This is a genomic window from Roseibium sp. JB4-4 (assembly GCF_055693425.1).
Genome location: NZ_CM146333.1, coordinates 2,064,849 through 2,088,403 on the forward strand (window position 1 = coordinate 2,064,849; position 23,555 = coordinate 2,088,403).

A 23,555-nucleotide genomic window follows, 5' to 3' on the forward strand; every position below is an offset into this window, starting at 1 on the left:
TTCGGCAGCCAACGGACAAGGGATTTAGTTATGACACTTAAGGTTGGGGACCGCCTCCCAGAGGCCACGTTCAAGATCATGACCGCGGACGGTCCGGGCGAGACGACAACAAGCGCGCTGACGAATGGCAAGACGCTGGTACTCTTTGGAGTGCCGGGTGCCTTTACGCCAACCTGCCACATGAATCATCTGCCCGGCTTTGTCGAACACGCCGAGACGCTCAAGAACAAAGGCGTCGACGAGATCGCCGTTGTTTCCGTCAACGACGTTTTTGTGATGGATGCCTGGGAAAAGGGCTCAAACACCGGCGGCAAAATCACGTTTCTGGCCGACACCGGCGCTGAATTCGTCGAAGCTGTCGGTCTCGGGCTCGGTCCTGCACCAATTTTCGGTCATTTGCGCTCACAGCGCTTCGCGCTCATCGCAAAAGACGGAGAAGTAACGTTCCTCGCCGTTGAAGACAGCCCTGGTGACGCCACCAAATCAGGTGCCGCCGCTATTTTGGAAGCGCTCGGTTAAGGTTTTTCGATAGCCGTCAAAAATTCAGAGAGCCCGCAAGGCCTCTCTTTTTATGTGCTGTCCGCGCGCCTTCGGGGCCAAATCACCCCGGCGGCCCACGTCAAATAGACGCCCACCAATGTCGCTGCGAGACCGAACCATGTGAGAGCATAGCCGAGGTGGTCGTTTTTGAAGCGCACAATCGTTTCGCCAGCCTGAGGCAATCCGGCGACAGGCGTAAATGCCGCATCCAAGTCGACGCTATAGGGCGCGAGGCCTGTGGTTTCGACCCCCAGAAGCTCAGCCATCGATGCCGTATCGCGCGCGAACCAGATGAGATCATTCTTGTCTGGTTCTGGTGTCGTCCAATTTGGCTCCTCGCTGAGGCGCAACAACCCCATTAGGGTGATTTCACCTTTAGGCAGGTCAAGTGCTTCAGCTCGGCGATCGCCATCAAGCCCTTGGGGTAGAAAGCCGCGATTGATAAAGACCGTCCAACCGTCATCTGATTTGAACGGCGCATAGACCATCAGTCCGGGCCCGCCAATTGTGCCAACTGGATCTGTCAGTGCGGTGTAATAAAAGGCAGAGCCTTCCTGGAACACGCCGCGGACTTCAACATGACGATAATCGTCGTCTTCATTAAGGGCATCCCAAGCTGCTGGACCAGGTGCCGAAATCGGGGAACTGGCAACACCTGCCTTCACTCTGTCGATCAAAGCTTCTTTCCAGGCCAATCGGTTGAGCTGCCAGAAGCCAAGATTGAGCAGGATAGCCAGCGCTATCAACGTCGCAAGGGTCGGGAAAATGAGCTTCCTCATGGGCCCCATCTTAGGGACAATCCTTTCAGTCAGGAGTTTTGGTCGTCGTCGAGGCGGCCTTCCGCGGCCTTGTGGCGAAATTGCAGGGCAATCATAAGGCCTTTGAGGGGACGAAGCACCAATCCGGCAAGAACGACGGTCAACGGCAGCCAAAGCAACAGGTGTAGCCAGATCGGTGGCTGGAAGGACAGTTCAACAAAAAGCACCAGCCCGACGATGACAAAACCAACCAGCATAATGACAAAAACTGCTGGCCCATCGCCACTGTCGGCAAAGCCATAGTCCAGTCCACAGGACATGCAGGATTTCTTCACGCTCAGGAAACCATCAAAGAGATTGCCCTGGCCGCATTGCGGGCACTTGCCCGACAGCCCGGCAGACACCGGATTAACCGGAGGAAAATGTGCCTTGTCTTCCATCGTCTGCCTTACTCCATGCCCAAACGATTGCGCCCGACCCGGTTGGCCGGATCGGGCGCAAGTGTCGTTCTTTGTGTGTCGTCCTAGTGGGCGGCAGGCGTACCCGCACCCCAGATATAGATGGCGACGAACAGGAACAGCCAGACAACGTCAACGAAGTGCCAGTACCAGGCAGCCGCTTCGAACCCGAAGTGCTTTTCCTTGGTGAACTGACCCGCGAGTGCGCGGCCCAGGCAAACAGCCAGGAAGATCGTACCGACAATCACGTGGAAGCCGTGGAAGCCGGTGGCCATGTAGAAGGTCGCGCCATAGATGTTGCCGCTGAAGCCAAATGCTGCGTGGCCGTATTCATAGACCTGGCAGATGGTGAAGAGCACGCCGAGGATCACTGTCAGCGTCAAACCCCATTTCAGGCCTTCGCGGTCCTCATGCAGAAGAGCGTGGTGCGCCCAGGTCACCGTGGTGCCTGAGCACAGAAGGATCAGCGTGTTGAGCAGCGGCAGGTGCCAGGGGTCGAATGTTTCAATGCCATCGGGTGGCCAATGGCCGCCTGTCGCTTCTACCCTTGCGAACTGGATCGCTTCTCCCGCAAAAAGCGCGGCATCGAAATAGGCCCAGAACCAGGCTACGAAGAACATCACTTCCGAAGCGATGAAGAGCAGCATGCCGTAGCGCAGATGCAGGGAAACAACCCGAGTGTGGTGGCCCTGATGCGATTCATTGATGGTGTCACGCCACCACCCAAACATCACATAGAGAATAACCAGCAGGCCGATGGCGAACAGGCCCCAGCCAGTCAGGTTCATTCCGAACAGGACAAACTCCGTGCCCTGTGCCGACTTCATGAAGCCGATGGCTCCAAGAGCAAACACAAATGCGCCCACTCCACCTAGAAACGGCCACGGACTTGGTTCCACAAGGTGGTAGTCGTGGTTTTTGGTATGTGCCTCAGCCATCGGCAAGCTCCCCAAACACAGTCATTTCAATCGCGCTCAAGCGCCATTCTCACAATTTCGTCTCAGCACCGGGCTGTTCGGCTCGGGCTGCTACAGGGCGTTCCGGTTGTTCTACCGGGAAGAAGGTATAGGACAAAGTGATTTCCTTCACGTGTTTCAGTTCAGGATCCTTGTCCATTTCAGGGTCGACAAAAAAGACGACCGGCATTTCGACAGTTTCGCCGGATTCAAGTGCCTGCTCTGTAAAGCAGAAACAGTCCAGCTTGTTGAAATAGGCTCCAGCGGCGGGTGGCCACACATTGTAGGTGGATGTGCCAACGCTCGGTCCCACGCCAGTGTTCGTAGCTAGGTAAGCAAGTTGCGCCGACTCGCCCATCTTGAGGGTTACGGACCGTTGCTCAGGCTTGAATGCCCAGGCAAGACTCTGGTTCACATTGCCGTCGAAACGGATGGTGATCTTCCGGTCGATCACGACATCGCTGGCGGCATCTGCAACCTGTGTAGTGCCACCGAATCCGGTGACCCGGCAGAACAGGTCATAAAGCGGTACGGCTGCATAGGCCATACCCACCATCGAGGCAAACATCCCGACGCAAATGACCGCGACTTTGCGGTTCTTACGGGCCAGATCCTGATCCGCTTCCCGGCTCATGCGTTCCTCCATCAGAGCGCCCTGTCCATTACACTCGGTCCCAGCTTGATGATGGTAACGATGTAAAAGAGCACAACCATGGCAACCAACACGGCTGCTATCGCAATCGAGCGCGCACGGCGCTTTTTCTTTTGCTCGTCCGTCAGCTTGATGCCCTGTTCTTCGGCGGCCATGCGATCAGGCCCCCGCGATCAGGCTTTCGCCCAGAAGAAGGGCGAACAGCATGAACAGATAGAAGATCGAAAACTTGAACAGGCGCCAGCAAGCTGCTTTGGCGGCATCGCCTTCTCGCTTGCGCCAGATATCGGCGGCAAGGGCAACAAAGATCACGCCGAGAAATACGGACGCTGCACCGTAAAAGAGGCTTGCGAACCCGAGCAGATAGGGCGCCACACCGACAGGCGCCAGAAGGATTGAATAAATCAGAATGTGGTGACGCGTGCTGGTCGGTCCCGCGACCACCGGAAGCATCGGCACTTTTGCAGCCGTGTAGTCACCGTTTTTGACCAGGGCCAAGGCCCAGAAATGCGGCGGTGTCCACATGAAGATGATCAGGAACAGTACAAAGCTTTCCAGACTGACGCTGCCAGTCACGGACGCCCAGCCAATCATCGGCGGAAAGGCCCCGGCTGCGCCACCAATGACAATGTTTTGAGGCGTCGAGCGTTTCAGCCACATCGTATAGACGACGACATAAAAGGCGATTGTGAAGGCCAGGAAAGCGCCGGCAAACCAGTTCACCAACAGACCAAGCGTCAGAACCGAACCGATCGACAGAGTGATGCCAAAGGCCAGCGCTTCGTCAGGCGTAATCTTGCCTGCGGGGATAGGCCGATTGCGTGTTCGGGTCATGACGACGTCTATGTCAGCGTCGTACCACATATTGAGAGCGCCCGATGCCCCGGCACCGATTGCGATACACAAGATCGCGACAACGCCGAGCACAGGGTGCACGTTGCCGGGGGCAAGCATGAGACCGACAAATGCAGTGAAGATGACCAACGACATGACACGGGGTTTCAGGAGCGCCACATAGTCGCTCACAGATCCCATTCCACCGTTCCAAACGGCGCTGTCCTGGTTCATCGTTTCCTGGCGCTCAACGAGCGACATAGGCGCGTCCTTTGATTTCCATGTTCGCCTGTTCTTTCAGTTGGCTTCGAGTATCTGCCGAACCGTCAGGCTTTCAAACTGGCACCGCGCCGGGAACCGGCGCGGTGCAAATCGTGCGATGGAGGCTATCCTCCACACCGCGCTTACTTGATGCGCGGTAGCGTTTCGAACTGGTGGAACGGCGGAGGAGAAGACAGTGTCCACTCCAGGGTTGTCGCCCCTTCGCCCCACGGATTGTTGCCGACAGCGCGCTTCTTGGAGAACGCCTCGACAATGCCGTAGATGAACACCAGGACAGCGAAGGCCGAGATGTACGATCCGATGGAGGAAACATAGTTCCAGCCAGCCAGCGCGTCAGGGTAGTCGGCATAGCGACGGGGCATGCCATTCAGACCCAGGAAGTGCTGCGGGAAGAACACCAGGTTCACGCCAATGAACGTAATCCAGAAGTGCGCCTTGCCGATCGTCTCGTTGTACATGTAGCCGAACATCTTCGGGAACCAGTAGTACCAGGCCGCGAAAATCGCGAAGACGGCTCCGAGTGACAAAACGTAGTGGAAGTGAGCCACAACGTAGTAAGTGTCGTGGAACGCACGGTCGAGACCCGCGTTGGCCAGCTGCACACCTGTCACACCGCCGACGGTGAACAGGAAGATGAAGCCGACAGCCCAGACCATCGGAGTTTTGAACTCGATCGAACCGCCCCACATGGTCGCGATCCAGGAGAAGATCTTCACCCCTGTCGGAACCGCGATCACCATAGTGGCCGCCACAAAATAGGCCTGGGTCTCGGAAGACATGCCAACGGTGTACATGTGGTGTGCCCACACGATAAAGCCGACGACGCCGATAGCGACCATGGCATAGGCCATGCCTAGGTAGCCGAAGATCGGCTTGCGGGAAAATGTCGAGATGATGTGGCTGACGATACCGAAGCCCGGAAGGATCAGAATATACACTTCAGGGTGGCCGAAGAACCAGAACAGATGCTGGAACAGGATCGGGTCACCACCACCTGACGGCGTGAAGAACGTCGTTCCGAAGTTACGGTCGGTCAGAAGCATGGTGATGGCGCCGGCCAGAACAGGCAGCGACAGAACCAGCAGGAACGCCGTGATCAGAACGGACCAGGCAAACAGCGGCATCTTGTGCAGCGTCATGCCCGGAGCACGCATGTTGAAAATGGTGGTAATGAAGTTGATCGCACCCAGGATCGAAGATGCACCTGCGATGTGCAGGGACAGGATCGCAAGATCCATCGCCGGACCAGGTTGGCCGGAGGTCGACAATGGCGGGTAGATCGTCCAGCCGCCACCAACACCGTTTCCGCCCGGAGGCCCTTCAACGAAGAGAGACAGAACCAGAAGCAGGAATGCCGGAGGAAGCAGCCAGAAGGAAATGTTGTTCATGCGCGGAAACGCCATATCAGGCGCACCGATCATGATCGGAACAAAGTAGTTGGCGTATCCGCCAATCATGGCAGGCATCACCATGAAGAAGATCATGATCAGACCGTGGGCCGTCGTGAACACATTGAACATGTGTGCATTTGCGAAGATCTGCATCCCCGGCTCTTGCAGCTCCATGCGCATTCCGACGCTGAGTGCACCGCCTACGATCCCGGCAAAGATCGCAAAGAAGAGATACAACAGGCCAATGTCTTTGTGGTTGGTCGAATAGACCCAGCGACGCCATCCGTAGGGATGGTCATGTGCCGCATGTGCTTCGGTCGCAGCCATTTGGGGCTCCCTCTTTCAAACTTTCTCAGCGGCGCTGCGTCTCATCGCGCGCATCGCCAAACAAGAAAAGCCGCAGCGTTATTTCGCTGCGACCGAGACTTCTTTATCTTTGCCGCCTTCAGCGACTTTTTTCGCTTCGGCGATGGACGCCATCAGCTGTTCGTTGGCGGTGTCCAAGTCTTCTTGCGCCGCGGTCGCCCAAGTCTGGAACTGCTCCTTAGAGACCACGCGAACAGCAATCGGCATGAAGGCGTGATTGATACCGCACAACTCGGAACACTGTCCGTAGAAAACGCCTTCTTCACGGGCATGGAACCATGTCTCGTTCAGGCGGCCGGGGATCGCATCGATCTTGAGACCCATGGACGGCATTGCAAATGCGTGAATCACATCTTCGGCAGTCACTTGCAGCCGGATCGTTGTATCTACAGGAACGATCAAATCTTGGTCGACTGCTAGAAGGCGTGGAACTTCGTTGAGGGTAACGCCCCGCGCTTCGGCAAACTCGCGCCTTGCCTCTTCATCTTTAACCGGGTCCTGTACATCCCCTATCATGTAGGAGTCGAAATACAGTTCGCCCATGTTCTCATCGGTGTATTCGTACCCCCAGTACCACTGATAACCGATCGCCTTGATGGTCATGTCGTACTCGGGAATATCCAGCTGCTTGTAAAGCAGACGGAAGGACGGAATGGCGATCACAACAAGGATCAGGATCGGGACAACCGTCCACGCGACCTCGATCATCGTGTTGTGCGACGTGCGTGAGGGAACCGGGTTCGCCTTTGCACTGAAGCGCGACATGCAGACAAGCAGCAGCGCCAACACGAAAAGTGTGATGACGGTGATGATTATCAACGTGAAGCTGTTGAACCATGTGATGTCGTCCATCACTTCAGTGACAGACCGCTGAAATCCGAGCTGCCAGTTCGTCATGCCGGATTCGGCAGCCAGGGCCGCAGTGGACACCCCAGCAAATGTCGCCGCCATACCGGCTATAGTCATGAGACGCTTGAAGACTGCCTTCACGTCTGCGCTCCCTTCCCTCAGCCGCTTCACGCGGCACATGCATCAATACCGGATACACACTCCGGCCCAATCCAGTGCGGCAGTAGCGGGCTTGGCGCAGCTTCGCAAGCCCCTATCTGCAGCATCCGGACACCCGACAGGATTATCTGATGGCCGGACTATAACCACAAACTGGTATTGAGGGCGATGGTTTCTAGCGTGCAGAGCGGCGATGTGCCGCATCACCCCACCAACACCCTGCTGTCGCACAAAAACCACAAGAAACGCCGTGCTGCAACGGAATTTCCAACTTTTCACAGCCCCTGAAAGGCTTTGGCCATTTGACAAGGGTCAAGGACAGGCTGATTTTCGACAAAAAATGCAACTATCGCTGCCGATTGAAACCCCGCCGGACTGGAATCACACGCTCTCATGCGGCAAGGTCGGCTCGGGATCACATTCATGATCTCGCAGGCCAGCCGGTTTCCGGATGCGGAGAGCGGCTCACGGATCATATAACGCTTGACTGGAGGATTTCTTGTCAACCCTTTTGACGCAGTCCCTGGCTGCCCGCAAGACCGGACGCTCCAAATTGTCGATTGCCAAGTTTGCCGCCATTGCCGGACTTCTTTTCAGCGCCATTTCGCACTCTACGTTGCCCGCGTCCGCTCAAGGCGAGGTTCGCTCTGCGCATGGCGACTGGCAAATGCGCTGCGATACGCCTCCCGGGTCGACCGGCGAACAGTGTGCCTTGATACAGAATGTGACGGCCGCCGACCGCGAGAATGTCGGTCTGTCAGTGATTATTCTGAAAACCGCGGACAAGCAGGCACGTATCCTGCGTGTTCTTGCACCGCTCGGCGTGCTTCTGCCTTCCGGCCTTGGGCTGCGGGTCGACAATGCCGATATCGGACGCGCCGGATTTGTCCGCTGCCTGCCGAACGGCTGCATAGCCGAAGTCATCCTGGAAGAAGACCTGCTGTCCAAACTGCAAGGGGGCGGACAGGCCACTTTCATCATTTTCCAGACACCGGAAGAAGGGATCGGCATCCCGATTTCGCTGAACGGCTTTTCAGCAGGGTTTGACGCTCTGCCTTAAGGCTGCCGCAAGCGAACCTCCGCCGAATTCAAAGATCACATAAAAGCGCCGCTCGGCGCTTTTTTATTCTGCCGGTTTAATCTGCCGGTTCGTCATGTTCATCCGAGACCGTCTTGCGCGGAGTGACCTTATGCAGACGGTCCATTCCGGCATACATGCCTTCTGTCAGCTGCATGGCCAGCCGTTCTTCATCCCGGTGGCGCACGTCCTCCTCGATCTGATCAATCCGGTCGAGAGGTGTGCCGAGCGCTTCCAGAGCCGCTCTGCCGAACACGACACTTGATTCGAACGTTTCCCGTATCTGAAAGTCGACGCCACGTTTTGTAAGGTCAAGGGCATGGGCGCGGTCAGTCGCGCGACAGAAAATCAGAACTTCCGGAAAGTCTTTCCGAATAAGATCGATAGCCTTGCCCATTACCTTGTCATTTTCAATGCACATGGCAATCAACGCAGCCTTGCTGGCACCGGCAGCACTCAAGACGTCTGCGCGCGTCGCATCGCCGTAATAGACCTTGTAACCCTGTTTGCGGGCGTAATCGATACGGTCGGGCCGATTGTCGATAGCCGTTATTTCAAGACCTTCAGACGTCAGGATCTGAGCGGCGACCATCCCAAATCGGCCAAAACCAACAACAAGAACCGTCGGCGTCGCCTCCTCGAAGGTTTCAATCGACGGGTTCTCAACACCTTTCGCCTTGGCCCGGGCCGCAAGTTTGTCCAGGGCCAGACAGGCCACCGGCGTGAGCAGCATTGTCAGGATCACGATGGCATTCAGAAGGTTTGCCGTTTGATAGTCCAAAAGAGCATTGCTGACGGCAGCCGTGAAGAGAACGAAAGCAAATTCACCGCCCTGAGGCAACGTCACAGCTATACGCATTGCATCGGAGTTCGGTGATCCCGTCCCCCGGGACAGGCCCCAGAGGAACAAACCCTTGATGCCCATGACAAGAAGGACCCCAACGGCCAGGATGACCCAGTTCTCCATGACAAGATAAACGTCCAGCGACATACCAACGGCGACGAAGAACAATCCCATCAACAAGGACCGAAACGGTTCAATGTCAGCTTCCAGCGTGTGCCTGAAACTCGATTCGGCGAGAAGCACACCTGCCAGAAATGCACCGAGCGCCATCGACAGGCCGACGGTATGCATGATCCCCGCACTGCCCAGGGCAACCAGAAGCGCTGCCGTCAGCATGACTTCGCGCGCGCGGCTGGCGGCGAGAAACAGGAATATCGGCGAGATCAGATACCGGCCCGTGAGAATAACTGCGGCCACGGCTGCCAGAACGAGAATGATCTCCCTGAATATCTGAGCAGCTGTCGATGGCCCTTCGCCCGGCGCCAATATGGCCACCATTGCCAAAAGAGGAACGATCGCAATGTCCTGCATGAGCAGGATGCCAAATGCTCGTTGGCCGTAGTTGGAGGACAACTGTCCGCGCTCCTGCAGGATCTGCAGGGCAAAGGCTGTCGAAGAAAGCGCCAGCCCAAAGCCAGCAACAAGGGAAGTGGAGAACGATACTCCCGAAATCAACCCTACGCCCAGCAACGTCAGACCGGTGAGCATCACCTGGGCGGATCCGAGACCGAAAATATCGCGCTTCATTCGCCAGAGTTTTTGGGGGTCAAGCTCCAGGCCAATGACAAAGAGCAGCAAGACGACGCCGAGCTCGGCCACATGAAGGACGTCTTCTCCAGAGCCCAGAAGCTGCAACCCATGCGGCCCGATCGCCGCGCCGGCGGCCAGATAGCCAACAACCGATCCCAGTCCCAACCGTTTTGCAATCGGAACGGCCACAACGGTCGCAGCCAGAAACACGATAGATTCAGCAAAAAACGGAGGTGCTGCCTCGCTGGCCATTCTTTCTCCTAAACCGGATTGCGGCGACCGGAATCAGTTAAACTGTGATGACATTTTTAACTGTAGCAAATTTGCAGGCTTTAACCTGTCTCAAAATGGCTGCAATACAGGTTATTGCTTCGCATTTTCTGCCGCTGAAGCAAGCTCCGACCTCTGCTTTCATTCAAGAGCTAAGTCAAAATGCCCTGCGCAAAGCAATCGGCTTGGCGGTATGCGCAGAATTTCGCGGCCCGGGAAACCATTTCTGCCACTCAGAAACGTCTTATCACCTGCGAAAAGCCAGGTCTGTCTGCGTTGCCATCGTCAGATCAACTCATGGCTTGAAAGAAAAGCTTCCAGCGCATCACACGATGAATAGTGGTGTCCGACAAGGCCAGCCTCTTCAGCGCCGGAGACGTTTTCCAACTTGTCATCAACGAAGACGCATCGGTCTGGCTGATGCTCATATTTCTCGCAAATGGCCCGATAGATCCGCGGATCGGGCTTTCGCAGTCCAAACTCTGCTGAAACATGGGCTTTACCGCCGAAGATTTCGAACGCTTCCGGTGCACAAACAGGAAGCGCGGCCTTCAGCATCATGCCGTTGTTCGTCAAAAGCGCGATATCGGCCTTGGCCGTGATCCGTTGCACCAAGGAAAGCACTTCTAACCTCGGCCGCATCATTCGGCGTCGGACATCGCACCAGGTGTTAAAATCGATCGGGTAGCCGAGCAATCTGCCATATTGAGCCAGATAGGCTTCAGCAGTTCCCGGTTCGCCAACTTCTGCGGCTTCTTCGTGAGGTCCGCCCCAGACCGCTGTATCAATTTCAGCAGCCGGTCTTCCGGTCAACTCCTCAAGCAGTTCAAGTCGCGTTTCATGACGGTAGTCATAGAGAACCTCATCCATGTCGAAGATAACGAATTCAATGCCCGGCATCTTCACACTCCGGATCAGACCGCAGTCCCTCCTACCGTCAACTCGTTGATGCGCATGGATGGCTGACCGACACCGACCGGCACGCCTTGCCCCTGCTTGCCGCAAGTGCCCATGCCCGGATCAAGTTTCATGTCATTGCCGATCATGGAAACACGTGTCAGTGCGTCCGGGCCGTTGCCGATCAGCATTGCCCCTTTCACCGGTGCGCCGACCTTGCCGTTTTCGACCCGATAGGCCTCCGTACAGGAAAAGACGAATTTGCCCGACGTTATATCCACCTGGCCGCCACCGAACGAGACGGCGTAGATACCATCCTTCACAGAACCGAGGATCTCTTCCGGGTCCTTGTCGCCAGCCATCATCACTGTGTTGGTCATGCGCGGCATTGGAATATGAGCATAGGATTGACGCCGGCCATTGCCGGTTGGTGCCATTCCCATCAATCGGGCGTTCTGGCGATCTTGCATGTATCCCTTCAAAATGCCGTCTTCGATCAGAACGGTGCGGCTGGCAGGCGTTCCTTCGTCATCTACGGTCAAAGAGCCACGGCGATCCGGTATTGTGCCGTCGTCGACGATGGTGACGCCTGGAGATGCAACCCTTTCGCCCATGAGCCCAGCAAATGCGGATGTTTTCTTTCGGTTGAAATCACCTTCCAAACCATGACCGACGGCTTCATGGAGCAGAATACCCGGCCACCCAGGCCCAAGAACAACGTCAAACGTGCCTGCCGGCGCCGGTACGGCTTCCAGATTGACCAAGGCCTGGCGCAAGGCTTCGTCCACACCGCCCTGCCAGTTTTCCGTCGTGATAAACCGGTCGAAACCTTCGCGGCCGCCGCATCCAAACGAACCGCTTTCCTGTCGGTCCTCATTTCCCGCGACAACGGATATGCTCAAGCGCACCATCGGCCGAACATCGCGGACAAGATGACCATCTGCACGCAGGATCTCAACAACCTGCCAGGACCCGGCCAGTGACGCCGTCACCTGCCGCACGCGCGGATCGACCGACCTTGCGTAGGCGTCTATTTCCTGCAGAAGCTTGACCTTGTCTTCAAAACTCGGGCCGCCGAGCGGGTTGGCATCAGAATAAAGCGACACGTTTGTTCTTGCAGGAGCCGCAGCATAGCTGCCCGAATAGCCCTTCTTGACTGCGCTCACTGCATCGACCGCGCGTTTCAGGGCACCTTCTGAAATGTCTCCGGCATGGGCATATCCCGCCGCATCTCCGGCGACGGCTCTCAAGCCGAACCCCTGAGCCGTATCGTAGTTGGCTCCCTTGAGGCGTCCATTGTCGAATACCAACCCTTCCGTCTGCCGGTATTCCACAAACAGTTCACCGTCATCGGCACCGTCCAGGGCGTCTTTTGTGAGGCGTTTTGCTGTTTCCAGCCCAAGGCCTGACGATTCAATGAGATCTGCCGTGGAAATGGTCATCGTTGTTTCCTGCGTAATCGTTTGAGGCCATTGCCTTTCCGGAAGAGCTTCCACCGTCAAGCAAGGCGTTACACACAACATAGGGTTTTTGGCGCGCAATTCACCCCGAATTCCTCGAAATCCACTTGCGAGATTTTAAACTTGACTCTAAAACTCATCTTTATGGATTCTTCACATCCTCTGTCAGCCTGACCGCTTCTAAAGCGGCCTCGCCAGCCCTCTCAAAAATTCCCTCATTCAAATTCGCACTTGTCGCGAACAGAAAGACCTATGCGCATGCCCAAGCGACCCAAGGATCTCATCGGCGGGACTTACAGTTCTTTTCATGATCTGGCTGCCCAGCGAGGCGACGGACTGCATCCGCTTATTCTTCAAGCACTGAGCAAGTCAGGAAGTGTTTCCGGCCCTCCGCGGCCCTCTGAACAAAACGACGATATGATTGTGCCTGTCGATTTCAGTCGGGCCAAACCATCGGCTTCGAAAAGCGGCAAGGCAGCCTCATGAAAACCGTGCTCATCGCGATGCATCTGGTTGCCTGTGAGCCCGACCTGCTCATCTGTCAGGATGTTTCGATGGACGCCAAACGCTGGCAGGACATGGGAACCTGTCAAAACGACCGTGACCAGGAAATGCAAAAAGCACGGGAAACACTGCCGGAATGGGCTGTGGTCATGTCCCGCTGCAGATATCTCGTTGGAAGAGATCGTCGAACCGCGCCGATGTTCTGATGCCATGCAAGCGAACAAAGCCGCGACTTGCCCTTGGCGGTCAATTTACCGTACAAGTCTTCAGCCACACATGACCTTGCAACACAGCAGCAGACGCAATGATGAACCGTTACGAAAATCCGCGAATTCCAAGCGAAGCCCGCGTCCGTTACCTGGATGGTGACTACCAGGTGGAAACACCTGGAACATTCGTGCGATGTGCTGTGACCGGAACGACGATTCCGCTTGATGAGTTGAAATACTGGTCCGTGGATCGGCAGGAAGCCTATGTCGATGCCAAAGCGTCTATGAAGCGGTATCTGGAGACGCGCTAGACGCGCCGCCCCTAGCTCTTGAAACTCCGCTGTCGCAGTTTTTCCCGGATCAGGTTCATCAACCGGTCTTCGTCGTCGATGTCCATGCGCACATCCACGACAATGGCCGTCGATGCGATCCAGTGAAAGAGCTCGCCTTCAGTCGTCTCCAGTCTTGCCATGTCCTTAGACGTGGTCACGAGCTGTAGCCCCTCCTCTTCGGCTTCAGTCAGCAGCGCTCTGACATCGGCCTGGCTATAGAGGTGGTGGTCGGCGAAGGCACGTACCTTCTTTACCAGATAACCAAGGTCTTTCAGCGCTTCGAAGAATTTTTGCGGCCGTCCTATCCCGGCAAAAGCGAAGAGCTTCTGACCTTCCAGCGCTGTGTCCTTTTGAGGGCGAATATGTGCATGCAGGATGGGCAGTCCCCTGCGCCCCGAAAGATGAATAGCGGTTTCAGCTGCATTCCCATCCCCAACAAGAACAAGGCAATCGGCTTTGATGATCTGCCTCTCCGCCGGGGCCCGCAAAGGACCTGCGGGCAGGCAGCGGCCGTTGCCGAAGCCAACGGTACAGTCCACCAGTATTAAACTTAGGTCCTTTTTGAGCGCAGGGTTCTGAAACCCGTCGTCCATCAGCAGAATGTCAATGGGCTGCTCTTCGGCAAGCCTTGCCCCTTGCGGGCGGAGCGCCGAAACAACCGTTGGACCGTGGCGGGCGAGGAGCAGAGCTTCATCGCCAACATCGGCAGCATCATGCCGGTCAGGATCTACCAGAACCGGACCCTTGGTCCGGCCCCCATAGCCGCGCAGCAGAAAGCCGGGTGTATAGCCTTCTTCGCGCAGCCGAAAGGCCAACTCGATCGCGAACGGTGTCTTCCCGGTACCACCGACAACAAAATTGCCGATACAAATGACTGGCAGCCGGCTTTCCGCTTTCGGCTTTGCCAGCATGCGCCGTCCCGCAACAAGGCCGTAGATCCAACCAACCGGTGCAAGGAGAGCCCCTGCAACAGAAAACCCTTGTTGCCACCAGAAGTCGGGCGCTTTGCTCACGCCGCGCCTCCAGCTGTATCCGTCGTCTTCAAATAGGGTTCCAGCGCTTCAAGCGTCTTGTCCAGAGCGCCCCGCCCTGCCTCGACCAGTTCACGTGCTCTTGCTGCCTGACCTTCGGCAGCTTCCGGATCTTTAAACAGATCCTCGACACTTGCGCCCAGGTTTTCCGGTGAAGACACTCTCAATGCTGCCCCTTGTTTCCAGAAGTCTTTATAGACGGCCCTGGCGTTGGAGACCCTTGGACCGGTAACGAGAGCCGATCCGCATAAAGCGGCCTCAACAGGATTGTGCCCGCCTGCTTCAGTATAAGACCCTCCGAGAAATGTAACTCGTGCCAGTCGGTAGAAAAGCCCCATCTCGCCAAGTGTATCGCCGAGATAAACCTTTGTTTCCGGCGATATTTTTCCACCGGAACTGCGGCGGGAATAGGTCAAGCCCCTGCTCTGCAATATATCGCAGATCTGTTCGGCTCGAGCTGGGTGCCTAGGAACAAGGATGAGAAGAAGATCGGGGTAGACGCTGCGAAGTTTATCGAACGCATCAAGTGCGTAATCATCTTCGCCCGGATGGGTCAGTGCTGCCAGCCAGACCGGCCGTTGACCCAATTGAACCTTCATTGTCTCGAAGGCGGCCTCATCCAGGATCGGTTCTTCCGCATCGAATTTGAGGTTGCCCGGCATTCCGACATTGCTGCATCCCAAGTGCCGGAACCTGTCGGCGTCTGCCTCGCTCTGCGCCAATACAAAGTCCAGACACTGAAACAGATACCGGGCAACGCCGCGTAGTATCGACCAGTTCCGGTGCGATTTGTCTGACAGACGTCCATTCACAAGCAAAAAGGGAATGGTCCGGTGGCGCATTTCGTCGAACAGGCAAGGCCAGATCTCCGATTCTACAACCATGGCCAAGTCCGGTCGCCAGCTGTCCAGAAACCTTGCAATCGGTGCCGGTGCGTCGAAAGGCATGAACTGATGGATCGCATCGGCCGGCAATCGCTTTTCCGCCAATTCCGCGGCTGTAACTGTCACCGTGGTCAACAACACTTTGCTGCCGTTGCCGATCAACGCATAAACCAATGGAAGCACCGAGACAGTCTCACCCACGCTCGCGGCATGGATCCAGACCAATTGACCTTCAGGACGGACCACATCGGCCTTGCCGAACCGTTCGCACTTTCTATGGGGGACTTCCTTTCCCGACCGGCTGCGCAACCAGAAGAGAAAGTGAAACAAGGGTGTCAGGACCACCGCGAGGACCCGATAGGCTGTCACAAGAGCGGGACGGCGATCAGCCATCGGCCCTTCCGACAAGCTGATATGCGCGCGTCGTTGCCTTGTTCAAGCCGTCTTCGACCTGTTGCCGGTAGACTTCGAGCACATCTTCCTCGATTTCCGAAGGCACCCAGATCAACTCGCTCGTTGCAATTGCACCGCGCCCAAACGGCAAGTTCACGCTGGCTTTGTCCCAGCTGTTGAGTTCAATACTGCGGCTCGTGGCAACCGCCACAGGCAGGATCGGTCTGCCCGAGTGTTTTGCCAGCTGAACAATGCCGACGCCGGAATGGCGCGCAGGTCCCTTTGGAACGTCAGCAGTCATGGCAATGCTGAAGCCGTCTTTCAAAGCGCGCAGAGCTTCGATGAACCCGCGCATGCCTCCCCGCTTCTTGATCTGGCGCGCGTTTCGCCCGCCCGATGCCCTGATAAGACCAAGCCCGAGCTTGCGCGCAGCAATCGCATTGACTTCACCGTCTGCAGATCGCGAGATCATGACTTTCGCTGGCCAGCTGGAAGGCTTGGCAAACGGCACCATGAAATGCTGGCCATGCCACATTGCGACGATCACCGGAAGATCACTTTCCGTTTCTTCATGAACGTCTTGTGGCTCAATCGTGAAGCGATTGGTGTGATAGACGAGCTTGAGATAGCCGGCGAGCACGGAGCCGACTGCAGAAAGAACCCAAGGTTGGCGGCCGAGGCGTTTGATCATTTTTCTTGTCGCCTAAAAACGACCGTTCAGGCCGTTGTATCCGGGTCCAGCAAGCGATGCAGGTGGACTACAAAATAGCGCATATGCGCGTTGTCGACCGTCGCCTGTGCCTTGGCCTTCCAGGCCTTGGAGGCTTCAGCATAGTTCGGGTAGATGCCGACAATATCCAACTGATCCAGATCCCGGAAGGTCAGTCCTTCAGGCGACTCCAGCTCACCGCCGAACACCAGATGCAGCAGCTGTTTGGGGTTGTCGGTTTCGCTCATGGATATCCTCATTGTTTGTCGGTGCAATCCGTTCAGGATCTGATCATTTCGCCAAGAACTGCGCGAACCGGTTCGATCAACGCGTCCGGTGCTGCTATCAGTCCGGGATGTCCGGTCTTGGTCCGGTTGTAAACAAGGTTCCGGCCGGAAAGGTCGGTCAGCCTGCCGCCCGCTTCCTGCACCAAAAGATCAGCTGCTGCAAGGTCCCAGTCGCTTGGCCCACCACGCGCTGCGCCGACATCGACGCGCCCAGCAGCCACAATGGCGAGGCGATAAGCCAGTGACCTCAAGATTTCCGTACCGCTAAATCCAGCTGCTATCACATCTTTATTGGCGACAATGGAATGGGGACCGGACAAGGTCGCGCCTTCGACACCCTGCCGTGGCGAAACATAAATTTTTTCACCATTCAAAGTGGTTCCGCCTCCGGCGCGCGCAGCGAACAATTCGTTCCGGCGCGGACAAAAGACGACACCAGCGGTCGGACGACCCTGTTCGACAACAGCCAGGGAGACCGTCCACTCGTCGCCCCCTGCCAGAAATGCCCGAGTTCCATCTATCGGATCGACGATGAATGTCCGGACGCAGCCCAGACGACTTTTGTCGTCTGCCGTTTCCTCTGAAAGCCAGCCATATTCAGGCCGCGCTCCGCGCAACTCGTCGGCAAGCAACTTGTCAACGGCAAGGTCCGCTTCAGAGACCGGAGAGCGGTTGTTCCCCTTGAACCAGGTTTCGGGGTCGCGTCCGAAATAACTGAGCGCCAATTCTCCAGCCTTGCGCGCTGCGTCTTCCAACAGACGCAGATCAAGGTCGAGCCAGGAGTGATTGTTGCCCGTATCAGCTTCCAGCAAGTGCCATCCCTTCGATCATGACAGACGGGGCGGCACTCGAATAGCGATTGTCCAGGTCATTGCCTGGCACAAGGCGCTTGAACATGTCGTTCAGGTTTCCTGCGATGGTGATTTCACTGACCGGTTCGACAACCTTACCGTTCTCGAACCAGAAACCGGCGGCCCCGCGGGAATAGTCACCGGTCACGCCATTGACACCATGGCCAATCAGATCGGTGACCAGCAGACCTTCGCCCGCGTCCGCCATCAGCTCTTCCAACGATTTTTCGCCCGGCATCAAGGTGATGTTGGTTGGACCGGGAGATGTACCACTCCCACCTCGATGAGCACGGCCGTTGGGTTTCATTTCAAGTTCGCGTGCCGAAGCGCCATCAAGGAACCAGTGTTGCAGCACGCCGTCACTGACCATTTCGAGCTGATCAGCGCGTGTTCCCTCTCCATCGAAAGGCCGGGTGGCAGCACCACGTCGCTTGAAGGGGTCATCGACAACACGAATGCCCGGTGCGAACACCGCTTCACCCATTCTGTCTTTCAGGAAACTTGTTTTGCGAGCAACTGCAGCACCGTTGATTGCGCCAACCAGATGACCGAGGATGCTGCGCGCTGCACGGGACTCGTAAATGACATTTGCTGTTCGGGTCGAAAGCTTTTGCGGGTTCAGCCTGCGTACCGCGCGCTCACCAGCGCGCAGTCCAATTTCCTTTGGCCGGTCCAGATCCGCAAAGAAAGTCCTGCTGTCGAAGTCGTAGTCCCGTTCCATGCCGGTGCCTTCGCCTGCGACCGCTGTCATAGACATGCCGTATCGCGAAGATATGTAGGACCCTTCGAAGCCGTGGCTCGTAGCAAGCACTATTCCGGCAAGTCGCCAAGACGCTGAAGCGCCTCCCGACTTGCTGACGCCGTCCACCTCGAGACCGGCCGTTTCCGCCTCAAGTGCAATGTCCGTCAATTCGTCGGCTGTCAGTTCCTTGTCGTCCAGCAGCTCCAGAACCGGGAATTCCTTCACCAGCAGCTCCGGATCAGCAAGCCCGGCAAAAGGATCCTCCGGTGCGACCTTGGCCATCGAGACTGCTCGTTCGGCAAGACTGTCCGGATCGTCGAGACGGTTTGCAGAAACGGCGGCTGTGCGTCTGCCGACAAAGACGCGCAACGTGACATCGTCACCCTCGGCACGTTCCGTTTCTTCAACCTTGCCCTCGCGCACGTCGACGGAGAGCGATACTCCGGTTACTGCGACAGCGTCGCAGGCATCGGCTCCCGCTTGCCGCGCAGCTTCGACGAGCCGTGCTGCGCGTGACTGCAATTCACTTTGATCGATCAGTTCCGACATTTGGTCCGCTCTTGTGCCATCAGCTCTGGCTGTTGTTTACGCTTCGCACCGTTCAGCTGCAACAGCCAGCTTGAGATGCCAACAATCTGTTTCATTCCGAACCAGAAAAGCCGCGAGGCCTTCACATCGGCGCAATACCCCGTTGCTGCACCAGCGCGACCGGTTCGACACCTCCTATGTGTGCCGCTTCCGGGGCAGATCAATGGAAGTCCGCAGAAACACTAGGCGTTTTAGGCACCACCCGCTCTCTCGCTAAAGTAGAATCAACACGTTCCCGACACATGTCTGAATCAGGTCTTACCGAGTCACTTACAAACCAGTAACCCTCTTTAAAAACAGACTTTTTTAACTCTGTCTCTTAAGCGCTTTACGACCTTTCCGACTTAGATTGAAAGACATCGAGAGACCAAAAGGTCCGGTGGAGAGTTACTTGAGACGTCAAACAGAAAAACAGGAAATGGCAGCAACCGGGACAGCGGCAGAAACAATGCCGCATCCCGGTTGTCTTCCGGTACGCTTTCAGCAACGACTGGAAGCGCGTCCGGGAACACCTTCTCTTCCCGCTGACATTCTTCTTGATCGCGACAGGGCAATGATCAAGCGTCGTGTCGCGGGTGTTCCGGTCAACCTTGTTGTGCCGACGGAAGCGTTCGATGGCGTGATGGTCCGAATTATTCCGGGCGAAGTACCGGGTGAAATCCAGGCTGCGCTGATCCTCAAGCATCACGACAGCGCATTGTCGATTACGCTTGCGGAGACCGAGAACTCCGATGATCTTGCCGTCCTCTGGAGCCGATGGGCGCAGGTCTTCAACTTGCCCATGCTTGTCTGCGACCTTGGCGGCAAGGTTAAACCGATTGATGCCTTCCGCGCCGTTCCCGCCGCGCAACCGGCCCCTCGCCGCCAATTGCGGATGTTGACAGGCCGTAGACCAAGGTTCCTAAACAAAAGAGCGGTTGGCAAACCGGCTGCAACATCTGTCTGCCACAGCCGTGAACGCGAGATTATTGCTCGCACTTAAAGCTCTGGTCCGCAGAGGCTGGAATAGAGAGCAAAGGGCTCCGCACAGCGGAGCCTCTGTTCAATTATAGCCAGGCTACAAAGGCATCGATGACAAACCCGGCAAACAGGATCCAGCCATAGGTTCCATTGGAACGGAACAGGCGAAGGCACTGGTCACCGTCATCAATGTCCAGCGTGACGATCTGCCAACCGAGGTGAATGACGCCGGCAAGAATGCCGATAAAGGCAGCCGGCCCGGCGTCCGCCATGACAGCAGCGGTCGCAAAAAGCAGGGTAGCCAGCGCATATAGAACAATTAGCGCAGGTTTGGTGCGCTCTCCGAAAAGACGTGCGGTGGACTTCACACCAACCAGGGCATCGTCTTCCTTGTCCTGATGCGCATAGATCGTGTCGTAACCGATTGTCCAACAAATGCCGCCTGCGTACAGGAACACCGGAGCCCATCCAAGCGAACCGAATTCGGCGGCCCACCCCATGAATGCCCCCCAGGAAAAGGCGAGGCCCAGAAAAAGCTGCGGCCAATTGGTAAACCTCTTCATGAAGGGATAGATCGCGACCGGTAGCAATGACACGATCCCGAGCACAATTGAATACGTGTTGAACTGGAGCAAGACGATCAGGCCAACCAGTGCCTGAAGGAACAGGAATGCCTTCGCCTGCAGTCTTGTGACCTGTCCGGCAGGAATCGGCCTTGATCGGGTCCGCTCCACCTTTGCGTCGATATCAACATCAACCAGGTCATTGTAAGTGCAGCCTGCACCACGCATTGCGACCGCTCCGATGAAGAAGAGGGCAAGATGCCACGGGTTCGGCCAGCCCTGGCCAGCCGCGATCGCCGCAAGCGCTGCAGACCACCAACAGGGCCACAGCAGCAACCACCAGCCGATCGGCCGCTCCCATCGCGCGAGCCGCGCGAACGGTCGCAAGGAGGATGGCAGACTTGTATCGACCCAGTGCTTTTTCACTGCATCCGCGACAGGTCCTGTATCCTTGGTGGAAAAAATCATGACACTTCACACTCGATTTGCTTAGACCCGTTGCCCAACACGAACTTTCAATAGGACCGGGTCATCCCCGGCATTTCTACCGATTATTTGGATGAAATTCATCCTGCAAGGGGTCATAGTGACACTGTCTTGGTGTGGGTTTGTTGAAAATCGGCGGAATTGCTCTGTTCATGGAAGATTTGTGGAGATCGATTCGCCATAGCCAAGGAGTGCAGTGTGTATTTTTCTCCAAAACTTGCAGTTAGTGTTTTCCTGTCCCTAGTTGTCGGCCTCAGCGCCATCCCGAACAGCTCTTTCGCTCAAAAGCCTCCCCCCGAAACGCGGGGATGGCAACCCACCACCGCGTCCAGGTGACGACCGGCCACCCAAACGTGGCGGCAAGGAAGTCAACGAAAGCAAGATCAATTCCGTTGGATCCCGACAAGTGCTCGGTGAAGTCTGGGTCGACAACTGGTTCAAGCTTTACATCAATGGCGAGCCGCTGCTGGAAGACAGCGTTTCGATCAGAACCGAGCGTTCGTTCAATGCCGAGCGTTTTGAATTCCGTTCAGACTTCCCGATGACGATTGCCTTCGAGTTTCGCGACTTCATGGAGAACGACACCGGACTTGAGTATATCGGTTCGCGGCGCCAGCAACTAGGCGATGGAGGTGCCATCGCGCAATTCAAGGACGCTGCCAGCGGGAAACTGATTGCCGCAACCGGAAGCGACTGGCGATGCCTGACGGTTCAAGCTGCTCCGGCGGACGCGTCCTGCGCACGTGAACGCAATCCCGATGTGACTCAAGCCGTGTGTGCACAGACACGCGTTGAGGTTCCGGAAAACTGGACAGCTCCAGGGTTCGACGACAGCAACTGGCCAAAGGCCAGTGTCTATAGCGCCAGCGACGTTGGCCCCAAGGACGGCTACAACCAGATCCAATGGGACAGTTCTGCGGAGCTTATCTGGGGCAAGGACCTGAAGAAGGACAACATCGTCTATTGCCGTGCAATAGTCGGCGGCTGACGCTCATTCGGTCATCCCAGGCGTAATATGTGCCTGGGCTGCCTTCCAACGCTTGAAAACCGGACACTGTCCGGTCCGTGGTAGCGTGGTTCGATTGCAGGCGTTCACCGTGCATGCTAGACCCCGCCCCATGATGGCGACGGGCCCTTCAGGCAAGTCGCCGCTCAAGCGTCACCTACTCTCAGAGACCTGCAATTCATGAAACTTCTCCTGATCGGATCCGGCGGCCGCGAACATGCTCTTGCGTGGGCACTGGCAAAGTCTCCCAGATTGACAAAACTCTATGCAGCTCCCGGCAATGCCGGTATCGCCGATGCCGCAGAGCTCACCGATCTGAATGTTTCCGACCACCAGGCGGTTATCACGTTTTGCCAGGAACACGACATCGACCTGGTTGTCGTTGGACCAGAGGCTCCCCTCGTCGCCGGGCTTGTTGATGACCTCGAAGCCGCCGGCATAAAAGCGTTTGGGCCGAGAAAGGCCGCAGCGCAACTTGAAGGCTCCAAAGCCTTTACCAAGGGCGTTTGCGATGACGCCAACATCCCGACAGCGGGGTATGGCCGATTTGACGATGCACAAGCTGCACTGGACTATGTTCGACAGCAGGGTGCTCCGATTGTTGTGAAGGCTGACGGACTGGCAGCCGGCAAGGGCGTGGTCGTGGCCATGTCGCTGGAAGACGCAGAAGAAGCCGTGAAGGCCTGTTTTGATGGATCATTCGGCGATGCGGGTGCGGAAGTCGTTGTCGAAGAATTCCTGGACGGCGAAGAAGCAAGTTTTTTTGTTCTTTCCGACGGGACCAATGCCTTGCCTCTGGCAACGGCGCAGGATCACAAGCGCGCCTTTGACGGCGACGAAGGCCCAAACACCGGTGGCATGGGCGCTTACTCACCCGCGCCGGTTTTGACCGATGACATTGTTGCGGACGTGATGGAGCGGATCATCAAACCGACCATCTCGACGCTTGCGGGGCGCGGCACTCCCTTCAAGGGCGTTCTTTATGCGGGATTGATGATTACAAATGACGGCCCAAAGCTGATTGAGTACAACACGCGCTTTGGCGATCCGGAGTGCCAGGTATTATTGATGCGCCTGAAAAGCGATCTTTTGGATCTGTTGGAGGCCAGTGCCGACGGGACACTTGGCGAAGCGAGTGCGGATTGGCACGACAGCGTTGCCCTGACCGTTGTGATGGCGGCAAAAGGCTATCCAGGCTCTTATGAAAAAGGCACCGAAATTCGCGGCCTGGACAAACTCGGAAGTGAGAAGCTTCAAGTCTTTCATGCCGGAACGCAGTTGAAGAACGGAACACTTTGCGCCAATGGCGGCCGGGTGTTGAACGTAACTGCACTTGGTGGTGATGTCCGCGAAGCACAACAAAATGCCTATGAAGCCGTCAACCAGATCGATTGGCCGGACGGATTTTGCCGGACCGATATCGGCTGGCGAGCGGTCGACCGCGAAACCAAGTCGTAAGTTGCCAA

25 protein-coding genes are annotated in these 23,555 nt (G+C 56.6%); 7 read left to right on the plus strand and 18 right to left on the minus strand.

What is annotated here, in order from left to right; translation table 11 throughout:
- Positions 1-30 precede the first annotated feature (30 nt).
- Positions 31-519, plus strand: a complete 489-nt coding sequence (locus tag ACZ1HV_RS09490; protein WP_298984883.1) for a peroxiredoxin — start codon at positions 31-33, stop codon at positions 517-519.
- A 50-nt stretch (positions 520-569) separates the two neighbouring features.
- Here the strand turns inward: ACZ1HV_RS09490 and ACZ1HV_RS09495 are convergent, their stop codons facing one another.
- From ACZ1HV_RS09495 to coxB, 8 genes are all read right to left on the minus strand, one after another.
- Entirely contained in the window at positions 570-1,319 is a 750-nt protein-coding gene (locus tag ACZ1HV_RS09495; RefSeq protein ID WP_472717927.1) for an SURF1 family protein, read from the minus strand.
- A 29-nt stretch (positions 1,320-1,348) separates the two neighbouring features.
- Positions 1,349-1,738: a DUF983 domain-containing protein gene (locus tag ACZ1HV_RS09500; protein ID WP_298813907.1), complete on the minus strand. Its 390-nt coding sequence runs from the start codon at positions 1,736-1,738 to the stop codon at positions 1,349-1,351.
- Positions 1,739-1,821: 83 nt separating this feature from the next.
- The gene (locus tag ACZ1HV_RS09505) at positions 1,822-2,694 is read right to left on the minus strand and encodes a cytochrome c oxidase subunit 3 (RefSeq protein ID WP_298813908.1); all 873 of its coding nucleotides are present in this window, start codon (positions 2,692-2,694) and stop codon (positions 1,822-1,824) included.
- Positions 2,695-2,743: 49 nt separating this feature from the next.
- Positions 2,744-3,346 (minus strand): cytochrome c oxidase assembly protein, encoded by a 603-nt coding sequence (locus ACZ1HV_RS09510; RefSeq protein WP_298813909.1) that lies wholly within the window; start codon positions 3,344-3,346, stop codon positions 2,744-2,746.
- 11 nt (positions 3,347-3,357) lie between these two features.
- Positions 3,358-3,519: a hypothetical protein gene (locus ACZ1HV_RS09515; RefSeq protein ID WP_173006127.1), complete on the minus strand. Its 162-nt coding sequence runs from the start codon at positions 3,517-3,519 to the stop codon at positions 3,358-3,360.
- Positions 3,520-3,523: 4 nt separating this feature from the next.
- On the minus strand, positions 3,524-4,459 hold the full coding sequence (locus ACZ1HV_RS09520) for a heme o synthase (RefSeq protein ID WP_472717928.1): 936 nt from the start codon (positions 4,457-4,459) through the stop codon (positions 3,524-3,526).
- 143 nt (positions 4,460-4,602) lie between these two features.
- Positions 4,603-6,198, minus strand: coding sequence for a cytochrome c oxidase subunit I (ctaD, locus tag ACZ1HV_RS09525; protein ID WP_298813913.1), 1,596 nt, complete (start codon positions 6,196-6,198; stop codon positions 4,603-4,605).
- Positions 6,199-6,276: 78 nt separating this feature from the next.
- A complete protein-coding gene (coxB, locus tag ACZ1HV_RS09530) occupies positions 6,277-7,188 on the minus strand; it encodes a cytochrome c oxidase subunit II (protein ID WP_472717929.1) in 912 nt (303 codons plus the stop codon).
- 634 nt (positions 7,189-7,822) lie between these two features.
- On the opposite strand from coxB, the gene ACZ1HV_RS09535 reads away from it, so the two are divergent.
- Entirely contained in the window at positions 7,823-8,305 is a 483-nt protein-coding gene (locus ACZ1HV_RS09535; RefSeq protein WP_298959489.1) for an invasion associated locus B family protein, read from the plus strand.
- A gap of 76 nt (positions 8,306-8,381) precedes the next feature.
- Here the strand turns inward: ACZ1HV_RS09535 and ACZ1HV_RS09540 are convergent, their stop codons facing one another.
- The 3 genes from ACZ1HV_RS09540 to tldD form a co-directional block, all read right to left on the minus strand.
- Positions 8,382-10,169 (minus strand): monovalent cation:proton antiporter-2 (CPA2) family protein, encoded by a 1,788-nt coding sequence (locus tag ACZ1HV_RS09540; RefSeq protein WP_472717930.1) that lies wholly within the window; start codon positions 10,167-10,169, stop codon positions 8,382-8,384.
- Positions 10,170-10,472: 303 nt separating this feature from the next.
- The gene (locus ACZ1HV_RS09545) at positions 10,473-11,087 is read right to left on the minus strand and encodes an HAD-IA family hydrolase (protein WP_472717931.1); all 615 of its coding nucleotides are present in this window, start codon (positions 11,085-11,087) and stop codon (positions 10,473-10,475) included.
- Positions 11,088-11,101: 14 nt separating this feature from the next.
- The gene (gene tldD / locus ACZ1HV_RS09550) at positions 11,102-12,526 is read right to left on the minus strand and encodes a metalloprotease TldD (RefSeq protein WP_298958756.1); all 1,425 of its coding nucleotides are present in this window, start codon (positions 12,524-12,526) and stop codon (positions 11,102-11,104) included.
- 500 nt (positions 12,527-13,026) lie between these two features.
- Here tldD and ACZ1HV_RS09555 point away from each other — a divergent pair, with 500 nt between their 5' ends.
- Together ACZ1HV_RS09555 and ACZ1HV_RS09560 are read left to right on the plus strand one after the other, a co-directional pair.
- Complete coding sequence (locus tag ACZ1HV_RS09555; protein ID WP_472717932.1) at positions 13,027-13,254, plus strand: hypothetical protein; 228 nt, start codon at positions 13,027-13,029, stop codon at positions 13,252-13,254.
- A gap of 98 nt (positions 13,255-13,352) precedes the next feature.
- Complete coding sequence (locus tag ACZ1HV_RS09560) at positions 13,353-13,568, plus strand: DUF2093 domain-containing protein (RefSeq protein ID WP_298813924.1); 216 nt, start codon at positions 13,353-13,355, stop codon at positions 13,566-13,568.
- A gap of 11 nt (positions 13,569-13,579) precedes the next feature.
- On the opposite strand, the gene lpxK is transcribed toward ACZ1HV_RS09560, so the two are convergent.
- From lpxK to ACZ1HV_RS09590, 6 genes are read right to left on the minus strand one after another with little or no spacing between them, the layout of a single operon-like run.
- Positions 13,580-14,602 carry a tetraacyldisaccharide 4'-kinase gene (gene lpxK, locus ACZ1HV_RS09565; protein WP_472717933.1) on the minus strand — a complete coding sequence of 341 codons (1,023 nt, stop codon included), beginning with the start codon at positions 14,600-14,602 and terminating at the stop codon, positions 13,580-13,582.
- Entirely contained in the window at positions 14,599-15,897 is a 1,299-nt protein-coding gene (locus tag ACZ1HV_RS09570) for a 3-deoxy-D-manno-octulosonic acid transferase (protein ID WP_472717934.1), read from the minus strand. Before ACZ1HV_RS09570 ends, lpxK begins: the two co-directional genes overlap by 4 nt.
- Positions 15,890-16,588, minus strand: coding sequence for a lysophospholipid acyltransferase family protein (locus ACZ1HV_RS09575; protein ID WP_472717935.1), 699 nt, complete (start codon positions 16,586-16,588; stop codon positions 15,890-15,892). The genes ACZ1HV_RS09570 and ACZ1HV_RS09575 overlap by 8 nt, the downstream gene beginning before the upstream one ends.
- Positions 16,589-16,614: 26 nt before the next feature.
- Positions 16,615-16,854 carry a DUF4170 domain-containing protein gene (locus ACZ1HV_RS09580; RefSeq protein WP_472717936.1) on the minus strand — a complete coding sequence of 80 codons (240 nt, stop codon included), beginning with the start codon at positions 16,852-16,854 and terminating at the stop codon, positions 16,615-16,617.
- A 32-nt stretch (positions 16,855-16,886) separates the two neighbouring features.
- Positions 16,887-17,705: a 3'(2'),5'-bisphosphate nucleotidase CysQ gene (locus ACZ1HV_RS09585; protein WP_298958741.1), complete on the minus strand. Its 819-nt coding sequence runs from the start codon at positions 17,703-17,705 to the stop codon at positions 16,887-16,889.
- Positions 17,692-19,035, minus strand: coding sequence for a TldD/PmbA family protein (locus ACZ1HV_RS09590; protein WP_298813936.1), 1,344 nt, complete (start codon positions 19,033-19,035; stop codon positions 17,692-17,694). The genes ACZ1HV_RS09585 and ACZ1HV_RS09590 overlap by 14 nt, the downstream gene beginning before the upstream one ends.
- 430 nt (positions 19,036-19,465) lie before the next feature.
- Here ACZ1HV_RS09590 and ACZ1HV_RS09595 point away from each other — a divergent pair, with 430 nt between their 5' ends.
- Entirely contained in the window at positions 19,466-20,056 is a 591-nt protein-coding gene (locus ACZ1HV_RS09595) for a DUF6101 family protein (RefSeq protein ID WP_472717937.1), read from the plus strand.
- A gap of 64 nt (positions 20,057-20,120) precedes the next feature.
- Here ACZ1HV_RS09595 and ubiA read toward each other — a convergent pair whose 3' ends face one another.
- Positions 20,121-21,065, minus strand: coding sequence for a 4-hydroxybenzoate octaprenyltransferase (ubiA, locus tag ACZ1HV_RS09600; RefSeq protein WP_472717938.1), 945 nt, complete (start codon positions 21,063-21,065; stop codon positions 20,121-20,123).
- Positions 21,066-21,327: 262 nt separating this feature from the next.
- Here ubiA and ACZ1HV_RS09605 point away from each other — a divergent pair, with 262 nt between their 5' ends.
- Both ACZ1HV_RS09605 and purD read left to right on the plus strand, forming a co-directional pair.
- Positions 21,328-22,071: a PEBP family protein gene (locus ACZ1HV_RS09605; protein ID WP_472717939.1), complete on the plus strand. Its 744-nt coding sequence runs from the start codon at positions 21,328-21,330 to the stop codon at positions 22,069-22,071.
- 198 nt (positions 22,072-22,269) lie between these two features.
- Entirely contained in the window at positions 22,270-23,547 is a 1,278-nt protein-coding gene (gene purD / locus ACZ1HV_RS09610) for a phosphoribosylamine--glycine ligase (protein ID WP_472717940.1), read from the plus strand.
- Positions 23,548-23,555 lie beyond the last annotated feature (8 nt).